Raw genomic sequence first — 17056 nt, 5'->3', positions numbered from 1 at the left:
TTTAATCAGTTTACGCAAAATTTTTTTACAGTCTCTCTGAATCGATGAAAATTCCTATAACCATATGCAATTCTCTTAAGGACCTTGATCTTATTGTTGTAGCCTTATGTTACAGAATTCGTATATGGTATATCAAATGCATTAGTTATTTCTTCAAACCATCGATTGAATACTTTTACACACCTTCTAAATTCCTTGATTCCACTTTCTTTGGCCTGTTGTATCCATTTTTTAACTCTCTTTTTGCATTTGGATGAGCCACATTTCTATCAGGGTCCTTTTTTGCAATTTTTTCAATTGTCTTTTCTATAATTTTGCTCTGTTTTTGCTCTTGCCTTGCTCTTTTTTCTTCTGACCAGCCTTTTGTTTTCTCTGCAAAGTACCCATTATACTTAATGCCTTTTTGTGCAGCAAAATCTCTTACTGATTCATAATCGCCTAAAATAAATTCTTTTTTAAAATTTCCCAATTGTACCTCGCCACATCGCCTCACAACCTCAAATATGCATGAAAAAAGAGCCCTTCTGACCTCCAATTTGTAACTATGCTCGTTATAATATCTTTTCATTCTATGCACTTATTTTTTTACTTAACATATAATATTATTGTTCAAAAAAATTTATTATTGGAGGTTGAATTATATGGAATTATCAATCGAGGAAATTAAAAATTATTTTGATTTCAGTAATAAAAAAGATGAAGGTCAAACTCATAACCATGAGTTTTTAGGTAGTACCAAATTAGCTGCAGAAGACAAAAAACGAAAACAAGAAGAAAAAGAAGAACACAATCACCGTTTTGCAGGTGTCACCAGCCAAGTTATACCAGATGGTGATAGTCATGTTCATGCAATATTGGTCAGCACTGACTTCTATGAGGATCATCATCATGAGATAGGCGTAATAACTGGCCCCGCTATTGATGTTGGTGATAATAAGCATGTACACTTTGTCGAAGGAAAAACTACTGTTGATGAGGATCACTACCATGAATTCGTTTTTGCTACCTTAATTCAGGATCCTATTTCTGATTTTAAACACTATTAATTTCTATACCATATCTAAGATGAGTATACTAAAAGCCCGGTTCTCGTGCCGGGCTTAAAATATATTGTAAACTGTCTACTATTCTATTGTGTATTATAGCACATATTTCCCCTAAAAAAGTCACAGACTTTTAAGAAACTTTTTCTATGTCTATGAGCTGATACTTTTGTGCTAATAGTGCCATATATAAAACTATTTCATTTCTCCACCTGAAATATGTTGCCCTGTCTATATGTAACTTACTTTTGTGTTAGTATATTATTGTAGACATAACTCGAACAGGTTAAAATAAAAATATAAAGAGAGAAAGTGTCTACAAAATGCCAAGAGGTCAAAGAAAATATAGTGAAGAGTTCAAAAACACTATAGTAGAGTTGTATAATTCTGGTAAAAATCTGTCAGAACTTTCGAGTAAATATGGCATATCAAACTCCACAATATCAAGCTGGTTAAAAAAGGCAAAGCCAATAAATATAGACAACAAAGGAACAACGATTACAGTAGCTGAATATCAGGCTATGTTAAAGAAAATGGCAAGGCTAGAGTAGGAAAACAAAGTATTAAAAAAAAAACCATGGCCATATTCGCAAAGGAATAAGCTCTACATTTGAGTTTATTGAAGAAAACAAAAAAGATCATGATGCTAAATTAATGTGCAAAGTTTTAAAGGTCTCAAGGAGCTCTTATTACAAGTATCTCCATAAAACAGATAGTATGAGAAATAAAGTATTTTAGCGGATTAACCTCCTCAAACGAGTCCGGTGTTGCTGAGGAGGTTATTTTTATTTTACAGTAAAGCTTCGCAATCTATTTAATGCAGCAGCTATTTCCTGAAGCCTCGGCAAAGCTAAATTACCAGGATGCTTACCATAAAAAGGCGATACGATATCAAGTCCTTTCTTATTTATATCATTATATACTTTTTCTAATATTTCCCTTATAGTACTTTTTTCATCTACATATCTGTCAGCAATATATCGTATTATTTCCCCAATAGCATTTGTTTGACTTTTGTCTACTAATTGTTCTACATAATCCAATTCAATCTCTTGGTATCCAAATTTAATAGTATCCTCATCTTTTGACTTTATCTTTTTGCCTTTTACCTCAAGCCCTTTTTTAAGAGGAATTCTTGGTTTTATAACTATAGGTTTATCATCTCCTTCAACTTCCCTATTTGTTTTAAATTCTTTGACAATTTTCTTTGCCTCTTGCGTAACATCGTATGGTCTGTAGTTGTGCATTTTAATTACGCAATTTGCAACATCAAAATAATCTCCACTGCCACCCATAACTAAAATCGTAGAAATACCATTATCTTTATATAGCTGTTTTACTCTATCAATAAAAGGAATTATAGGTTCTTCTTTTTTTGCAATCAGTTTTTGCATCCTCGCATCCCTTATCATAAAATTAGTAGCTGAAGTATCTTCGTCCAAAAGCAGTAAGCTAGTGCCTATTTCTATCGCCTCAATAATATTTGCTGCTTGAGAAGTACTGCCACTGGCATTTTCGGTAGTAAACCTTGTGGTATCTACGTTATTTGGCAAATTATTTATAAAAGGACTTATGTCTACTTTTTCTATCCTTCTGCCATCCTCTGCTCTTATTTTTACTGCATCAGCTACAGTTATAACAAACTCTCTGCCATCACCTGGTATGTGATTGTATACCCCTTTTTGAATAGCTTGTAACAAGGTAGACTTGCCGTGATAACCGCCGCCCACAATAAGCGTAACTCCTTCGGGTATTCCCATCCCCGTTATCTCTCCTCGATTTGGAAGTTGAAACTTAATCCTCAAACTATCCGGCGACTCAAAAGGTACTACATTACCGCCTTTTAAAGGTCTATCACTTATGCCGCTTTCTCTAGGAAGAATCGCACCATCAGCCACAAAAGCCACAAGCCCTCTCTCTTTTAGTTGACTTCTAAGGTAATCTTGGTCTTCCACTGTCTCAACCCATAGCCATATATCTTGTACGTTGAGGCTCTTTTTTAAAAGACTTTTTTCTACAATTTGAGGTAAAAATTCAAGAAATATTCTTTGGGCACCACTGCCATTTATTCGTCTACCAAAAGCAGGAAGTCCTATGCTCAATCTTGCTTCTACATAATCTTTGTTAACTACCATTGCACTTCTTTTAATTATTTGTTGACCACCTTTGTCTATGTAAATATCCCCACTATGTCCTGTACCTTTTAAAGAAGGCAACCTTTTTATAACTTCAAAAACTGACCTTGTCAAAAAATCTTCTAAAGCAACTTGCCTTGAGGGATTGTTATACATGGAAAACTCAAAATCAGCTATATTTTGAGGCACTTTAACCCTTATCCTTGAAGGAGGTGCAAAAGGGTCTCCCTGAACATGGTCAATATACAGTATAAATTTTTCAAACTCATATTCTCCTTCAAGGTCTTTGTAAGCTTTATACCCCTTTCCATCTATTTTATCAAGCTTTTTCTTAAGGTCTTCTTTTGTCATCTACAAACACTCCTTTGTTATAATTTCCAATTTTTTATTCTAATTTCCACTTTTATTAAAAATACATTCCTTTTACAAATTCATTTTGAAAATCTTCATGAGTTGATAGTTCTATATAGCTTATTTTACTTTGTAGATGTATAGCTCTTTCCAATTCTTTATCAGAAAGCAATGCCATTATCGCACCAACTCCAGCACTATTGCCTACTTGAAGGATTTTGCCTTGAAGTTCCTTTGGTAAAAGCCCAATTGCTATTGCACTCGCAGGAAGAATATAATTTCCAAATCCTCCTGCCAAAAAAACTTTTTTTATTTTATTTACATCAATGCCCATTTCTTTTATCATGATGTTAATGCCAGCAAGTATGGCACTTTTTGCCAGTTGTATTTGCCTTATATCTTTTTGTGTCACATATATTCCATTTTCTATTAAAAATGCCGGTTCATCTTTGTAAAGAGTTATCCTTTCGGCAATATCAACAGGTACATTTTTAACTTCTTCTTTAGACAAAAATCTGCCAGTAATATCAACAATGCCGTACTTCAAAAGTTCAGAAATAATATCTACAATACCGGAGCCACATATTCCTTTAGCTTTTTTATTTCCTATTGTAGTATAAAAAGGTCTTTTACTAAAATCTACATGGTCTATAGCTCCTTCTGCGCCATTTAGTCCAAAAGTTATTCCTGCTCCTTCAAAAGCAGGGCCTGCTGCTGCCGAAGAAGCAATAAGGTTATCTTTATTCCCCAATACCATTTCGCCGTTGGTTCCTATGTCTACAAGCAAACATAGTTCCTGAGATTGGTCAATTTTGTTTGCCAAAACCGCTGCCACAGTATCTGCTCCTACATAAGAAGATATAAGCGGTAATGTTATTACGTATCCTTCCTTGTTTATGTTTATGCCAATTTCTTTTGCTTTTATTTCTATCTTTGACGTAAAAGTCGGCACATACGGAGATATTGCTATATTCTTGGAAGATACATTTAAAAGAAAATGTATCATTGTAGGATTACCTACTGCCACAATTTCATGTATATCGCTTTTGTCTATAGAATTTTTTACACAAAACTCTTCTACAATCTCATTTATTTTATTTATTAGAGCTGAATGCAACTGATATAATCCTTGAGAATTAGAAATACTATAAGTTATTCTCGTTATAACATCAGCTCCAAAAGTTCTCTGTGGATTTAAACATGAATACACATCTACTTCTTTACCTTCATCTAAGTCATACAAATAAGCAGCAATAGTAGTAGTTCCTATATCTAATGCTATACCATAGTTGTATTGTTTTGAAGCAGCTTTTTTAATAGAAATTATTTCATTTTTTCTAATAGTAATATTTACCTTATAATCATTTTCTTCTAAAACTTCAGGAAGATTACTTAAAAGCCCTAAAGGAATTTCTATTTCTCCACTCACAGCCTCTTTAATTCTAATTCTTTTAACATAGTCTCCTTGGTCGTTTAAAGTTGGTCTTCTAATATCTACTGTAGAAGTTTTTATGCGAGGGTGTGACTCAATACTTAACAAATTATTTTCTTTCGTCAATATTTTTGCTTTTTGCTCTTCAGAAAGTACTTTGACCTCTAAATCCCTATCTATCTCAACAAAACACGCAAGCCGAACATTGTTTTTTATTTCTTTATCTGTCAAAAAGTATTTTTCATCATCAGAGATATCAAGTTCCTCATTTAATATAACTTTACATTGACCACAAATCCGACTACCACCACAAAAATTGTTAAGTCTTATTCCATTTCTTACAAGAATGTGAAACAAATTTTCTCCTTCACTTGCTTCAATAACTTTTGTATTACTACTAAAACGTACAGTCACTTTATATTTAGATTCACCAGGAACATTTCTATAAATACAATCTTTGGCTTCACAATCGTCACAGACTGATTCTTTTACAGGTCTTTTGACATTTTCCCCTACTCCACATACAAAAGACACTGTTTTTTGGGGTGTTATGATAAAACTGTGATTAATATTTACACCGATTTTTGAACTGTCCACAAGTGTACAAATCACAGCCTGATTTTTTATGTCCCACTTATTTCCTGGGTAAAAAATATCTGTAACTTCTTTGCCATACTTTTGCGCGTTTTCTCTTACCTCTTCCCAAAAATTATTCGTCAATATTTCAAGGAACACGCCTGCAATAACATCTAAAATCATTCCTTTTGTGTAATTACTTTCTGAAAAATAATCATTTACCCTTTTATCTATTCTATCTCCCAGTGTAATGATTGCTAAAATTATATATTCCGCTTCTTTTAAATTTTTTACTATATAATCCCCAAACAAATAATCTCCAGTTTTAAAGATTATTTTATTTTCTCTCTCATCAATATGAAAATTATCACATACTTGGTGAATCATTTTGTAATCTATTAAACTCTGTACTTCGCCAGTTGCTTCCTCAATTAAATATTGATCCACATCAAAATTCATGTTTTTTAATTTTTCTAATGACAAGTCTTTTACTTTCTGCACAACATCTTTACTAAACATTTCCACACCTCATTAAATCCCATATTGTCATATCGTTTTGTTTATTATTATAAATTTCTATAGTAAAAATCGCAAATAAAAATTTATATCGAAAACCTCTACTCATCACAAAATGCATTTGACATTTCAGGGTTTTTCTCATACTATATAGTAGTGTAATTAAGAATAGATTAGCAGTTTAAAATTTCTCTAAAAAATTTTGGTTAGTTGTATAATTAAATGCAACAGATAAAAAAATAGAAACCATAGTGAAAATCGTGTATGATATAGGTGTCAACTAAACATCATACAAGGAGGATTTTCACTATGGTTCATAATAATGATACCACAAAAAAGCGTTCTTTTAAACACTTAAGTAGCTATGAACGAGGAGAGATCTATGCATTACTCAAAGAAGGAAGAAGTATTCGGTATATTGCTAAAAAACTTAATCGATCTCCAAGCACTATAAGCCGTGAAATTAAACGTGGAACTACTACACAACTTAGAAGTGATTTATCTTCTTATACAAGCTATTTTCCTGAAACCGGTCAAGCTATCTACGAAAAAAATCGTTCAAATTGCGGAGCTAAATTTAAAGTAGCTAGAGCAGAAGATTTCTTGAAATATGCTGAAAATAAAATATTAAATGAAAAATGGTCACCAGATGCAGTTGTAGGCTATTGTAAAAAAGACCCAAGCTGGAATAATAAAACCATTGTTTGTACTAAAACACTGTACAACTATATAGATAGAGGATTATTAAAAGTTAAAAACATTGATTTACCTTTAAAACTACGTTTAAAACCAAGGAAGAAACAAAATCGTAAAAATAAACGTATTATGGGCAAAAGTATTGATTTTAGGCCTAAAGAAGTTGAAAGCCGTGAAGTTTTTGGGCATTGGGAAATAGATACGTTAATTGGCAAGAAATCTAATGACAAGGTCCTTTTAACATTAATAGAGCGTAAGACTCGCCATGAAATAATATTCTTATTAGATGCAAAAGACAATAAATCTGTTAAAGATGCATTATCAAAATTAAAAGATATGTTTGGTGACAATTTAAACAAAGTATTTAAAACAATAACATCTGATAATGGTACAGAGTTTAGTGATTTAGAAAGTGCTCTTTTAGAATATGGCGTAGAAGTATATTATACACATCCATATTCATCTTGGGAAAGAGCTACAAATGAACGACATAACGGTCTTATACGACGTTTCATCCCTAAAGGTAAAAGTATTAAAGATTTATCTATAGATACGATAAAGAGAGTAGAAAACTGGCTTAATAACCTTCCACGAAAATTGTTAAATTACAAAACGCCTAAGGAATACTTTTATGAAGAGCTGGCAAAAATCTGTTAAGCCCATCCCTTATAAAGTTTAGAGCTCGTTCGTGATTTGTCAAGGGGCAGGCTTCGCCTGACTTTAACCCTTGACAAATCACGACCTTCGCTCAATTTGTTAACTAAGATGGGCTTAAGGTTATATATGATTTGTTCCAAATCCTATATCTACATGATTTTCATTAGGTGTTGCATTTAATATTGCAATTTATATCTAAAAAATTTTTTAAATTAAAGCAAACTTATTATTGAAATTTACAACAATATGTCTTATAATGAATTGAAATTATTTTTAATGAAAGCAAAGCTCTGCAAAGCCTATGCCTTTGAATTACCTATATCAAGGTTTTAGGCTTTTATTCTGAGCCAAAACTTATGAAAGAAGGTGTTATATGCGTTGAAAAAGTTAGATCAAACCCAAACTCCTTTATTTGATGCCTTAATGGAATATGTAAATAACAATACTATCCCTTTTCACGTGCCAGGCCATAAAAAAGGTGTGGGAATGGCAAAAAAATTCTTAGATTTTGTGGGCAAAAATGTATTATCAATGGATGTAACAGTGTTTCAGCAAGTAGATAGCTTGCACAAACCTACTGGGCCAATTAAGTATGCCCAAGAATTAGCAGCAGAAGCGTTTGGTGCTGACGCTACCTTTTTTTCTATTCACGGAACATCTGGTGCAATTCAAGCAATGATTTTAAGCGTAATGGGAGAAGACGAAAAAATTATCGTTCCTCGAAATATTCATAAATCTGTAACGTCAGGAATTATATTAAGTGGTGCTATACCTGTTTATATGCAACCAGAAATTGATAAAAATATCGGTGTTGCATTAAATGTCACCCCAGAAACAGTAGAAAGAGCGTTAAGAGAACATCCCGATGCAAAAGCTGTTTTAATAATAAACCCGACTTATTACGGAGTTTCTACGGATATAGTAAAAATTGCTGAAATTGTTCATGATTATGGCGCTATACTCATGGTGGATGAAGCTCACGGACCACACCTTAAATTTAACGAAAAATTGCCTATTTCAGCGATGGAAGCAGGAGCCGATATCTGTGCACAGAGCACCCATAAGATTATTGGCTCAATGACGCAGAGCTCGATGCTTCACGTTAAAGGCGATAGAATTGATATTAATAGAGTAAAACAAGTAATGAGTTTACTCCAGACAACAAGTCCTTCATATATATTGTTGGCTTCCTTAGATGTTGCAAGAATGCAAATGGCTACAGAAGGAAGAGAATTATTAGATAAAACAATAGAATTAGCAGAGTACGCTCGAAAAGAGATAAACAATATAAAAGGACTCTACTGTTTTGGTGAAGAAATTGTTGGCCGAGATGGTGCCTATGACTTTGACCCCACAAAAGTTACAATAACAGCTAAAGGCCTTGGAATAAGCGGCCATCAGTTAGAGAGAATATTGGCAGAAAGATATTATATACAACCTGAACTATCAGATATGTATAATGTTTTATGTGTATTCTCTATTGGTGATACAAAGGAAAAAGTCGATTATCTCTTAAGGGCTTTAAGAGAAATAAGCGATGAATTATACAATGAAAATATTGAAATAGCGAAACCTATAGATATACCAGAAATACCAGAACAAGTAGTATCACCAAGATATGCTTTTGGCTCCTCCACTGTTGCACTACCTCTAAGAGAAAGTGTAGGGCAAATAAGTGCCGAGTTTTTGATGGCTTATCCTCCAGGTATTCCAGTGCTTTGCCCGGGGGAAAGAATAACATTAGAAATTATAGAATATGTAGATAAAATGAAAGAAGCTAACTTAAGCATACAAGGCACCGAAGACCCGGAAGTAAATTATATAAAAGTAGTAAATGACCGGCAAGTTTTAAATGTGATAGCATAAATTAAAAAAGAGTATCTCCTTAAATTTTTAATGAGATACTCTTTTTTATTATTACCTATTTTAAATATTTTGACAGCTTTTCAACTAAATGCTCTTTAGGCATAAAACCTATAACTTTGTCTACCATTTTTCCATTTACAAAAACCCCCATTGTAGGTATGCTCATAATTCTATATTTAGAAGCAATTACAGGATTTTCATCCACATCCAGTTTTGCCACTTTTATCTTATCAGCGTATTCTTCCGCAAACTCCTCTAACACTGGTGCCATCATTAAACAGGGTCTACACCATTTAGCCCAAAAATCTACTAAAACAGGTTTATCAGAATTGTATACTTCCTCTGCAAAAGTCTCATCTGTGACATTTACTGGTTTCATTAGTGTATATCCTCCTTCTACTTGCTTTTGTACATTTTCATTTATTGAGAAATTGATTTATAATACTCTTCAATTTCGTCATATGTCATAGCCCCATTGCTAATCGCCCTTATGACCCCGTTTTTATCTATAAAATAAGACATAGGTATAAATTGAACCTGATAATCGTAAATAGTACTTAAGTCAGTATCCAGTAGCACAGTAAATTCATATCCTTTCCCTTCTAAATACTGCTTTACTTTTGATGGGCTTTCACCCAAGTCTATCGCAAGTAAAACCGTATCATCTTTATGGCCTTTTATAAACTGATTTAAAGCTGGCATTTCAATTTTGCAATAAGGACAAGTTGTTGCCCAAAAGTTTAGTATAACTTTTTTTCCTCTTAAGCTCGACAAGGTCACAGTATTGCCATCTAAATCTTTTAGCGTAAAATCTGGTGCTACATCTCCTACTTGATTCCCTATCTTAGGCTCACTTTGCTCAGTTTTATTTGCATTTGCATTTGAACTTGTATTTTGATCTTCATTATTGCTAGGAGTATTATTTTCTGCCACTTGAGAAGGGGAAGGTTGAGCACTTTTTGTGTAATTATTTAAGACGAAAATAAGTGCCCCTATAACTATCACAGCAATTATAGTAAAAATTAGACTTTTATTTTTCACACTAACCACCTCTTAATAAAAATATCCACTTATCTTGATTAGCATGTTAAAATATAAAAGAACTCCAAATATTATGAGAATAACCCCACTTATTACCTCAATATAAGGCAATATTTTGTTAATCCTTTTATACATACTTTTAAACTTGTCAATCAATAAGGCTGTAACTATAAAAGGTATGCCAAGCCCCATAGAATATGCAAAAAGCAATATCACGCCTACACTTAAAGTACTGACCGCCCCAGCATACAACAATATCGAAGCGAGAATTGGACCTACACAAGGTGTCCATCCTGCTGCAAAAGTTATACCCAATACTAATGACCCTATATAACCGGTCTGTACCTTTTCCATATTTATTAATTTGCCTTCTTTATTTAAAAATAGCGGTCTAAAAATCCCAGTCATTTGAAGTCCAAAAAGCACAATTATTATCCCACTTACTTTCCTAAAAATGTCTTTATAGGCTAAAAAAAGCTTTCCTAGTTGGCTTGCAGTCGCCCCCATTAAAACAAACACTATGCTAAATCCCAAAACAAAGAGAAACAAATTTATTAAATTATTCTTTTTATTTCCGAAAATATATGACACATAAGCGGGAATTAAAGGCAAAACACAGGGTGATAAAAAAGAAACAATTCCTGCTAAAAATGCTGTGTAAATTGGCACGTCTACACCTCCCTCCCCTATAGGGTGTGACTAATACTATATTACCACATTTTCTGATACAGTACAACTATGTTCAAACAAGAAAGAAAAGAGAATTCACTTTAAGAAAAATCAAAAACCCTTGATGGCTATTTTGCCATTGAGGATTTTATTTTTGACATTTTGTGACTAATGAGTCATAATAATCTTGAGGTGATGTTGATGCCAAAGGCTACCTTTTTGAATCTTGCACAGGAAAAAAAAGATCTTATCACAGATGCACTTATAAAACATTTTGCAACAAAACCCTATCATCTTGTGGATATATCGGACGTTGCCAAAGAATGCAGAGTTGCAAAGGGAAGCATGTATCAGTATTTTGAGAACAAAAAAGATATGTATTTTTACACAATTGAAGTTGCGTATGAAAGATTTTTGCAGCTTCTTACTAAGATGGACATGGTTCACGTGAACATATTGGACTACTACGAAAACTCCCTTGAGAGTGTATGGAATGCAATGAAAGATTTGAGGTATGAGTATATGTTGCTTGAGATGGCATTTTTTTCTCATGACTCACCTTTTAAGGATGAGATAAATGAAAAATTCCTAAAGCAGTCAAGAGATTTTTTGGTTGAGATAATCAAATACAACCAGAAGCAGGGCTTTATAAGAGACGACATAGACCCACTTTTAATAGGAATATTTTTGGAAGGTGCAAGTTTTTACATGAAAAAGTTTATCATCGAAAAGGCTTTGAATGAAAACAACACAACCACTTTTGAGCTTGACATTGACTATTTTAAAGATGCTATTTCACAGTTTATAAAGCTTTTGAAAGAAGGGATTGCAAAAAAATAAATTTTTAATATGACTTGACAGTCATATGACTAATGAGTCATAATATAATATATCATTAAAGAATGCAGGCTGAAGGAGAGGATATACTGTGTTTGTCAAAGCAGAAAAGCTTTCCAAAATCTACAGGATTGGCAAAAATGAAATCAGAGCGCTAAATGAGGTGAGCTTTGAGCTTGAAAGAGGTAAAATCTACACTGTGATTGGTCCATCTGGTTCTGGCAAAACTACTCTTTTTAACATTCTTGGTGGGCTTGACAGGGCAGAAGAGGGCAGAATCTTTGTTGATGGAAAAGAGATAACTGCAATGGACCAGAAAAAGCTTTCTGACTACAGACGCGACTATGTTGGGTTTGTTTTTCAATTTTACAACCTGATAAACGGTCTTACTGTGTACGAAAATGTGTTATCCAGCGCGGCTTTAAGCAAAAATCCTTTAGATGTTGACATGGTGCTTGAGATGATGGATGTGTATTCAGAAAAGAATAAATTTCCTTTTGAACTATCTGGCGGTCAGCAGCAGAGGGTTGCAATTGCAAGGGCAGTTGTCAAAAATCCTGCAATGATTCTGTGCGATGAGCCAACAGGTGCGCTTGACTATGAAAGCAGCAAGCTTGTTCTAAAGCTTTTGGAGGATGTAAACAAGAGGTTTGGCACAACCATTTTGATAATAACACACAACCTTGCCATCTCTAAAATGGCAGATGCGACCTTGAGGCTCAGGTCCGGAAGGCTTGTTGAATTTTCAGAGAATCCTCAAAAGATTTCAGCTCAGGAGGTAAGCTGGTAATGTTAATCAAAAAAATCCCTTTGAGGGTTATGAAAAGAGAATTTTTACAGTTCTTTTCTATCATAATGCTTGTTGCAATTGCTTCAATGACATATACCCTTTTTGCTGTGTCAATGGAAGACATAGACGTCAACTATAAGATGTTCATAAAAGACTATGTGCAAGAGGATGGGTATTTTATTACCTCTCAGAATATTGATGAAAAACTCTTGAAAGAAAAATTTGGTGTTGAGCTTGAGGAGAGGCTTTTTTATGAGGTTCAAGAGAATGGAATCACACTTAGAATATTTTCAATTTCAGATAGAATAAACAAGCCCTATATAGAAGCTGGAAAAAAGCCACAAGACGGTGAAGTTTTGCTTGACCCAAGTTTTTTCAAAGCTCACCAGTATCACACAAACGATAGTATAACAATTTTGAATAAAAAGTTTACAGTAAGTGGAATTGGCTATCTTCCTGATTACATTTACATTATAAAAAACGACCAGGACATTCTTCCAGACCCAAAACACTTTGGCGTTGTGCTGATGACAGAAAATGACATGAAAAAGCTGTTTCCTGCTCTTCCTGTTCACTACTACAGCTATAAAGGAAGACTCAACAATATCGAAGATTTCAAGAGTTTTATAAATTCTAACTGGCATCTTTTAAAATTCGTTGAGAAAAGTGAAAATCCAAGAATAATTTACACAGAGATGAAGCTTGAAAATGCAAAGAGGATGACATTGCCTCTTAGTCTTTTTATAATTCTTGTATCATCGTTTATACTCTTTATCGTCATGCGAAGGATAATAAACACCATGCACGCAGAAATTGGCACACTCTATTCCATGGGTTATACCCAGAAAGATGTGTTTAGAGTTTTCATGAGATTTCCACTTTATATTTGGTTGACAGGTTCAATTTTGGGTATTCTGCTTGGGTATTTTGAAGCGTATCCGCTTTCAGAATTTTACAGGTCATATTTTACCCTGCCAAAGCTGAAAAATGTTTTGCCATGGCAGCACATATTTGTTGCACTGGCGCTGCCAGCAGTATTTATATTCATCTCAGGGTACCTTGCGCTCAAAAACTTTTTCAAGCTCACGATTGTTCAGATGCTTCATGGTGTTGACGAGATAAAGTTTGGCAAACTTCCTGACATAAAGTTTTTCGACAGGTTTGAATTTCAGACAAAGATTATGTTAAAGTACGGCTACAGACATTTTGCAAGAGAGCTTGTTTTAGCAGTTGGTATAATCTTTTCCACAATACTTATGATGTACGGCATGACAGCAAAGGATTCAATTGTTGTTGCCATTGAAAGGACGTATGAAAAAAACTTCAAATATGAATATCTTTACCTCTTAAACTCAGTTTCCACACATCCTGAAATAAAGCTGACAAACCAAGCAGAGCCATACAATGTGATGTCTTTTGATATTGAAGGAAGAAAATTGAGTATTATGATATACGGTATTAAAAAAGATTCACAGATGATAAAGCTCTATGATAATAAAGGCAATGAAATACCAATTTCGAATAAGCTTGTTATATCAAGACCTTTGGCAAACAAGCTTGGTCTTAAAGAGGGAGATAAAATTCACATAAAGAGCAAGTTCACAGATAAAAAGTACACCTTAAAAGTTTACAAGATAGCTGATCTTCCAGTAGGCAACAGTGGATATATGGACCTTGAGAGTTTCAACAAGATATTTGGTTACAGCAGGGAAGAGTATATTGGCATATTTTCAAAAGAAAAACTAAGCCTTAGCAATAACTTGATTTTTGAAAGCTACTCAAAATCTGAGCTTGTAAATACAATAAAAGCTTCGGCTGGTGACCTTTCAAAGACAATTGAAGTTATGGCACTTGTTGCAGCAATCCTTGCCCTCTTGATCGTGTATGTTTTGTCTACCCTCACTGTCAATGAGAACAAGAAAAACATAGGGATATTAAAAATGCTGGGATATAGAGAAGGCAGTATCTTTAAAATGATGCTTGGCTTTAACAACTTTTCATTTTTAGCAGGATTTATAATAGGCGTTCCTCTCTCAAAGATAACAATGGATAGTCTGATGAATGCGGCAACAAAAGACATAGACTTTGCCATGATGCTTGATGTAAGTACAAAAAGCATCTTCTCAACATTTGCTGTGTTGTTTTTTGTCTTTGTAGTCTCAAGATTTCTGGTCAGAAGAAAGATGGCAAAGGTCATGCCGGTTGAGATTTTAAGAGAACAAGTAGACTAAAAAACAAAAGCTGCTTTCCTTTTTAAAATAGCCACCACCCCTCCATTTTTATTATAGAGCTAAAATTTTAAAAAAGGCAGCAAAGGATTAAAAGCTTTGCTGCCTAACTCTTCTTTACTTTTATTTAAATACTATAGATGAGAAAATTCACTAACATAAATTACCATAACAAACTTATATGAAAAAATTTAATAAAAATAGAGACAAATGCTCGCTTCTATGGTATTAATATGTTGTTACCCTATAACAATATTAATCATAGGAGTGGAGCAAATGTCTCATAATAAAAGAATAACAGAAAATTCATCAATAATCCAGTACTTAATGAAATTAAATTTTGCATTATATTTTACTAAACCTGTTATTCGTCATATTTTAGAATTTATAATTGCTGCCACTCAAAAAGGTTATAGTGGTACTGTTACAGATATAGTTAATTTAAGCCTTGCTAATTGCCATAGAACCACGTTTGGCAAATTCTTAAGCCAAGGTGTTTGGAATATAGAGTATGCATGGAGAGCTATAAGGCGAGAAGTTATTCGCATTATATTTGAATTATCCCAAACTAGCAACAAGCCGATATTTGTGATTTTTGATGATACTATTGCTGAGAAGACAAAGCCTTCGTTACAGGCTAAACATACTATCCAGGCAACAGGATTCCATCAATCACATTTAAAAGGGAAGCAAGTTTGGGGACATCAACTTCTTACCATGATGCTATCTTGCGGCAATGTGGTATTACCTTACTGCATTGAGCGCTATGAAAAAGGTGGCAAAAGCAAAATCGAAAGAATATGTGAAATGGTATCTATGCTTCCAATACCTAAAGGACCAGCATATGGACTATGTGATTCATGGTACATAAACAAAAAAGTAATAGAAGCACATTTCGAAAGAGGATACCATCTCATAGGAGCATTAAAAACTAACAGGATTATCTATCCACAAGGCATCAGAATTCAGATAAAAGATTTTGCCCAATATATCGAAAAGAACGAAGTTTGCCTCGTTACAGTAAACGGTTCTAATTACTGGGTATATCGCTATGAAGGAGCCTTAAATGGCATAGATAATGCTGTAGTAGTATTGTGCTGGCCTGAGAAAGCTTTTAAAAATGAAAATGCTCTACATGCATTTATCTGTACTGATACTGAATTAGATACCGAGACTATTCTAAATTACTACAGTCAAAGATGGCCTATAGAAATATTCTTTAGGCAGACAAAGAATAATCTTGGACTAAATACATATCAAGTACGATCAACAAAATCAATAGATAGATTATTATGGCTTATATCATTGACATACCTGTATTGTACGACTTCAGGCGACGAATATTGCAAATTTGGGCAAGGAATAAAAATGGTACGCAAAGAAGTACAAAAGCAGCGTGTTCAATGGCTGTATGAGCGAGCTAATAATAAAGTACCTATTGATGAAATTTTAGCAGAACTACAGTTAGCATAGGTGTAGTGCATCTATTTTATGGTAATATTTGTTATCAATTTTTCTCATCTATAGTTAAATAATAATTTTTCATTTTTATAATCAAAATCTTACTGGTAATTTCTTTATATTTATCGTTTAATTCTTTCACAAATTTGTCAACTGTACAAAAGTATAAATTTTCAGTAAAGCATTATAGTTTTTTGCACTTTCGTACAAAAATGAGTATCATTTTCTTAAAACTATACCAATCGCGCAATACTTTCATTCTTGTTTTATAGCATTTATGACCATTTTTACCTTTCCAGTTATCTTATCAATCTGAAGCGTGTCTGTAAAATGTACCTCGTATTTTACATTTCTAAGCTTCTTTTTACTCAAAAACTGGTCAAGTTGTCTCTTGATTTCTTCTTCAACATCTTCACCGGCATTAGGTAGTTTGACACAGTTCAATATAAGGCTTTCATCACTTGTCTGGACAAACTGGTATTCTTTTATTCCTTCAACATCAAGGTCATCAATAAAAAGAGGATGAAGAAAGTCCTTATCACCATTTTCGTTTTTAAACCACATTATCTCTTCTTCTCTTCCTATCACTCTTTTAATATAAGTATAATAGACTTGTGCAAAATTCAGAAGCCTTAATTTAAGCCATTCTACAGACATACTTTTTTCCTATCACTCTTGAATTTTTTATCTTTTATGTAGGATTTCCCCTCCCATTTGTCGAATTATTATATATACACTATAAAAAATTTTTTAAGAAG

General features: G+C 33.4%; 15 protein-coding genes and 1 pseudogene. 8 read left to right on the top strand and 8 right to left on the bottom strand.

The annotated features are described in order from the left end of the window. Positions 1 to 5 precede the first annotated feature (5 nt). Positions 6 to 200, bottom strand: a pseudogene (locus tag EB239_RS07995) (transposase). Continuing rightward, the gene (locus EB239_RS07990; protein WP_318261355.1) at positions 176 to 568 is read right to left on the bottom strand and encodes a hypothetical protein; all 393 of its coding nucleotides are present in this window, start codon (positions 566 to 568) and stop codon (positions 176 to 178) included. The pseudogene EB239_RS07995 and the gene EB239_RS07990 overlap by 25 nt, the downstream one beginning before the upstream one ends. 73 nt (positions 569 to 641) lie before the next feature. On the opposite strand from EB239_RS07990, the gene EB239_RS07985 reads away from it, so the two are divergent. After that, positions 642 to 1046 (top strand): YmaF family protein, encoded by a 405-nt coding sequence (locus EB239_RS07985; RefSeq protein WP_003870096.1) that lies wholly within the window; start codon positions 642 to 644, stop codon positions 1044 to 1046. Between the two features lie 320 nt (positions 1047 to 1366). Beyond that, positions 1367 to 1594 carry a transposase gene (locus tag EB239_RS07975; RefSeq protein ID WP_003870095.1) on the top strand — a complete coding sequence of 76 codons (228 nt, stop codon included), beginning with the start codon at positions 1367 to 1369 and terminating at the stop codon, positions 1592 to 1594. Between the two features lie 234 nt (positions 1595 to 1828). On the opposite strand, the gene EB239_RS07970 is transcribed toward EB239_RS07975, so the two are convergent. Both EB239_RS07970 and EB239_RS07965 read right to left on the bottom strand, forming a co-directional pair. Beyond that, positions 1829 to 3529 carry an ABC-ATPase domain-containing protein gene (locus EB239_RS07970; protein WP_003870094.1) on the bottom strand — a complete coding sequence of 567 codons (1701 nt, stop codon included), beginning with the start codon at positions 3527 to 3529 and terminating at the stop codon, positions 1829 to 1831. A gap of 55 nt (positions 3530 to 3584) precedes the next feature. Beyond that, entirely contained in the window at positions 3585 to 6056 is a 2472-nt protein-coding gene (locus EB239_RS07965) for an ASKHA domain-containing protein (RefSeq protein WP_003870093.1), read from the bottom strand. Between the two features lie 306 nt (positions 6057 to 6362). Here EB239_RS07965 and EB239_RS07960 point away from each other — a divergent pair, with 306 nt between their 5' ends. Next, the gene (locus tag EB239_RS07960) at positions 6363 to 7406 is read left to right on the top strand and encodes an IS30 family transposase (protein ID WP_003870092.1); all 1044 of its coding nucleotides are present in this window, start codon (positions 6363 to 6365) and stop codon (positions 7404 to 7406) included. A gap of 378 nt (positions 7407 to 7784) precedes the next feature. After that, entirely contained in the window at positions 7785 to 9272 is a 1488-nt protein-coding gene (locus tag EB239_RS07955; protein ID WP_003870091.1) for an aminotransferase class I/II-fold pyridoxal phosphate-dependent enzyme, read from the top strand. Positions 9273 to 9327: 55 nt separating this feature from the next. Here the strand turns inward: EB239_RS07955 and trxA are convergent, their stop codons facing one another. Genes trxA through EB239_RS07940 form a run of 3 tightly spaced genes read right to left on the bottom strand, consistent with a single transcriptional unit; the run spans position 9328 to position 10982 of the window. Next, complete coding sequence (trxA, locus tag EB239_RS07950) at positions 9328 to 9651, bottom strand: thioredoxin (protein ID WP_003870090.1); 324 nt, start codon at positions 9649 to 9651, stop codon at positions 9328 to 9330. 41 nt (positions 9652 to 9692) lie between these two features. Beyond that, positions 9693 to 10313 (bottom strand): peroxiredoxin family protein, encoded by a 621-nt coding sequence (locus EB239_RS07945; protein ID WP_003870089.1) that lies wholly within the window; start codon positions 10311 to 10313, stop codon positions 9693 to 9695. A gap of 12 nt (positions 10314 to 10325) precedes the next feature. Further along, complete coding sequence (locus tag EB239_RS07940) at positions 10326 to 10982, bottom strand: cytochrome c biogenesis CcdA family protein (protein WP_003870088.1); 657 nt, start codon at positions 10980 to 10982, stop codon at positions 10326 to 10328. 171 nt (positions 10983 to 11153) lie between these two features. Here EB239_RS07940 and EB239_RS07935 point away from each other — a divergent pair, with 171 nt between their 5' ends. The 4 genes from EB239_RS07935 (at position 11154) to EB239_RS07920 (ending at position 16310) form a co-directional block, all read left to right on the top strand. Beyond that, the gene (locus tag EB239_RS07935) at positions 11154 to 11822 is read left to right on the top strand and encodes a TetR/AcrR family transcriptional regulator (RefSeq protein ID WP_318261353.1); all 669 of its coding nucleotides are present in this window, start codon (positions 11154 to 11156) and stop codon (positions 11820 to 11822) included. Positions 11823 to 11910: 88 nt separating this feature from the next. Further along, positions 11911 to 12609 (top strand): ABC transporter ATP-binding protein, encoded by a 699-nt coding sequence (locus tag EB239_RS07930; RefSeq protein ID WP_003870086.1) that lies wholly within the window; start codon positions 11911 to 11913, stop codon positions 12607 to 12609. Between the two features lie 113 nt (positions 12610 to 12722). Further along, a complete protein-coding gene (locus tag EB239_RS07925; RefSeq protein ID WP_318261465.1) occupies positions 12723 to 14840 on the top strand; it encodes an ABC transporter permease in 2118 nt (705 codons plus the stop codon). Between the two features lie 273 nt (positions 14841 to 15113). After that, complete coding sequence (locus EB239_RS07920; RefSeq protein WP_003869480.1) at positions 15114 to 16310, top strand: IS701 family transposase; 1197 nt, start codon at positions 15114 to 15116, stop codon at positions 16308 to 16310. 243 nt (positions 16311 to 16553) lie between these two features. Here EB239_RS07920 and EB239_RS07915 read toward each other — a convergent pair whose 3' ends face one another. Then, on the bottom strand, positions 16554 to 16955 hold the full coding sequence (locus tag EB239_RS07915) for a hypothetical protein (protein ID WP_003871704.1): 402 nt from the start codon (positions 16953 to 16955) through the stop codon (positions 16554 to 16556). Positions 16956 to 17056 lie beyond the last annotated feature (101 nt).

This window comes from Thermoanaerobacter ethanolicus JW 200, assembly GCF_003722315.1.
Classification (GTDB): domain Bacteria; phylum Bacillota; class Thermoanaerobacteria; order Thermoanaerobacterales; family Thermoanaerobacteraceae; genus Thermoanaerobacter; species Thermoanaerobacter ethanolicus.
The sequence above is the reverse complement of the archived record's forward strand: the minus strand, read 5'-3'. Positions and strand labels throughout refer to the sequence as shown.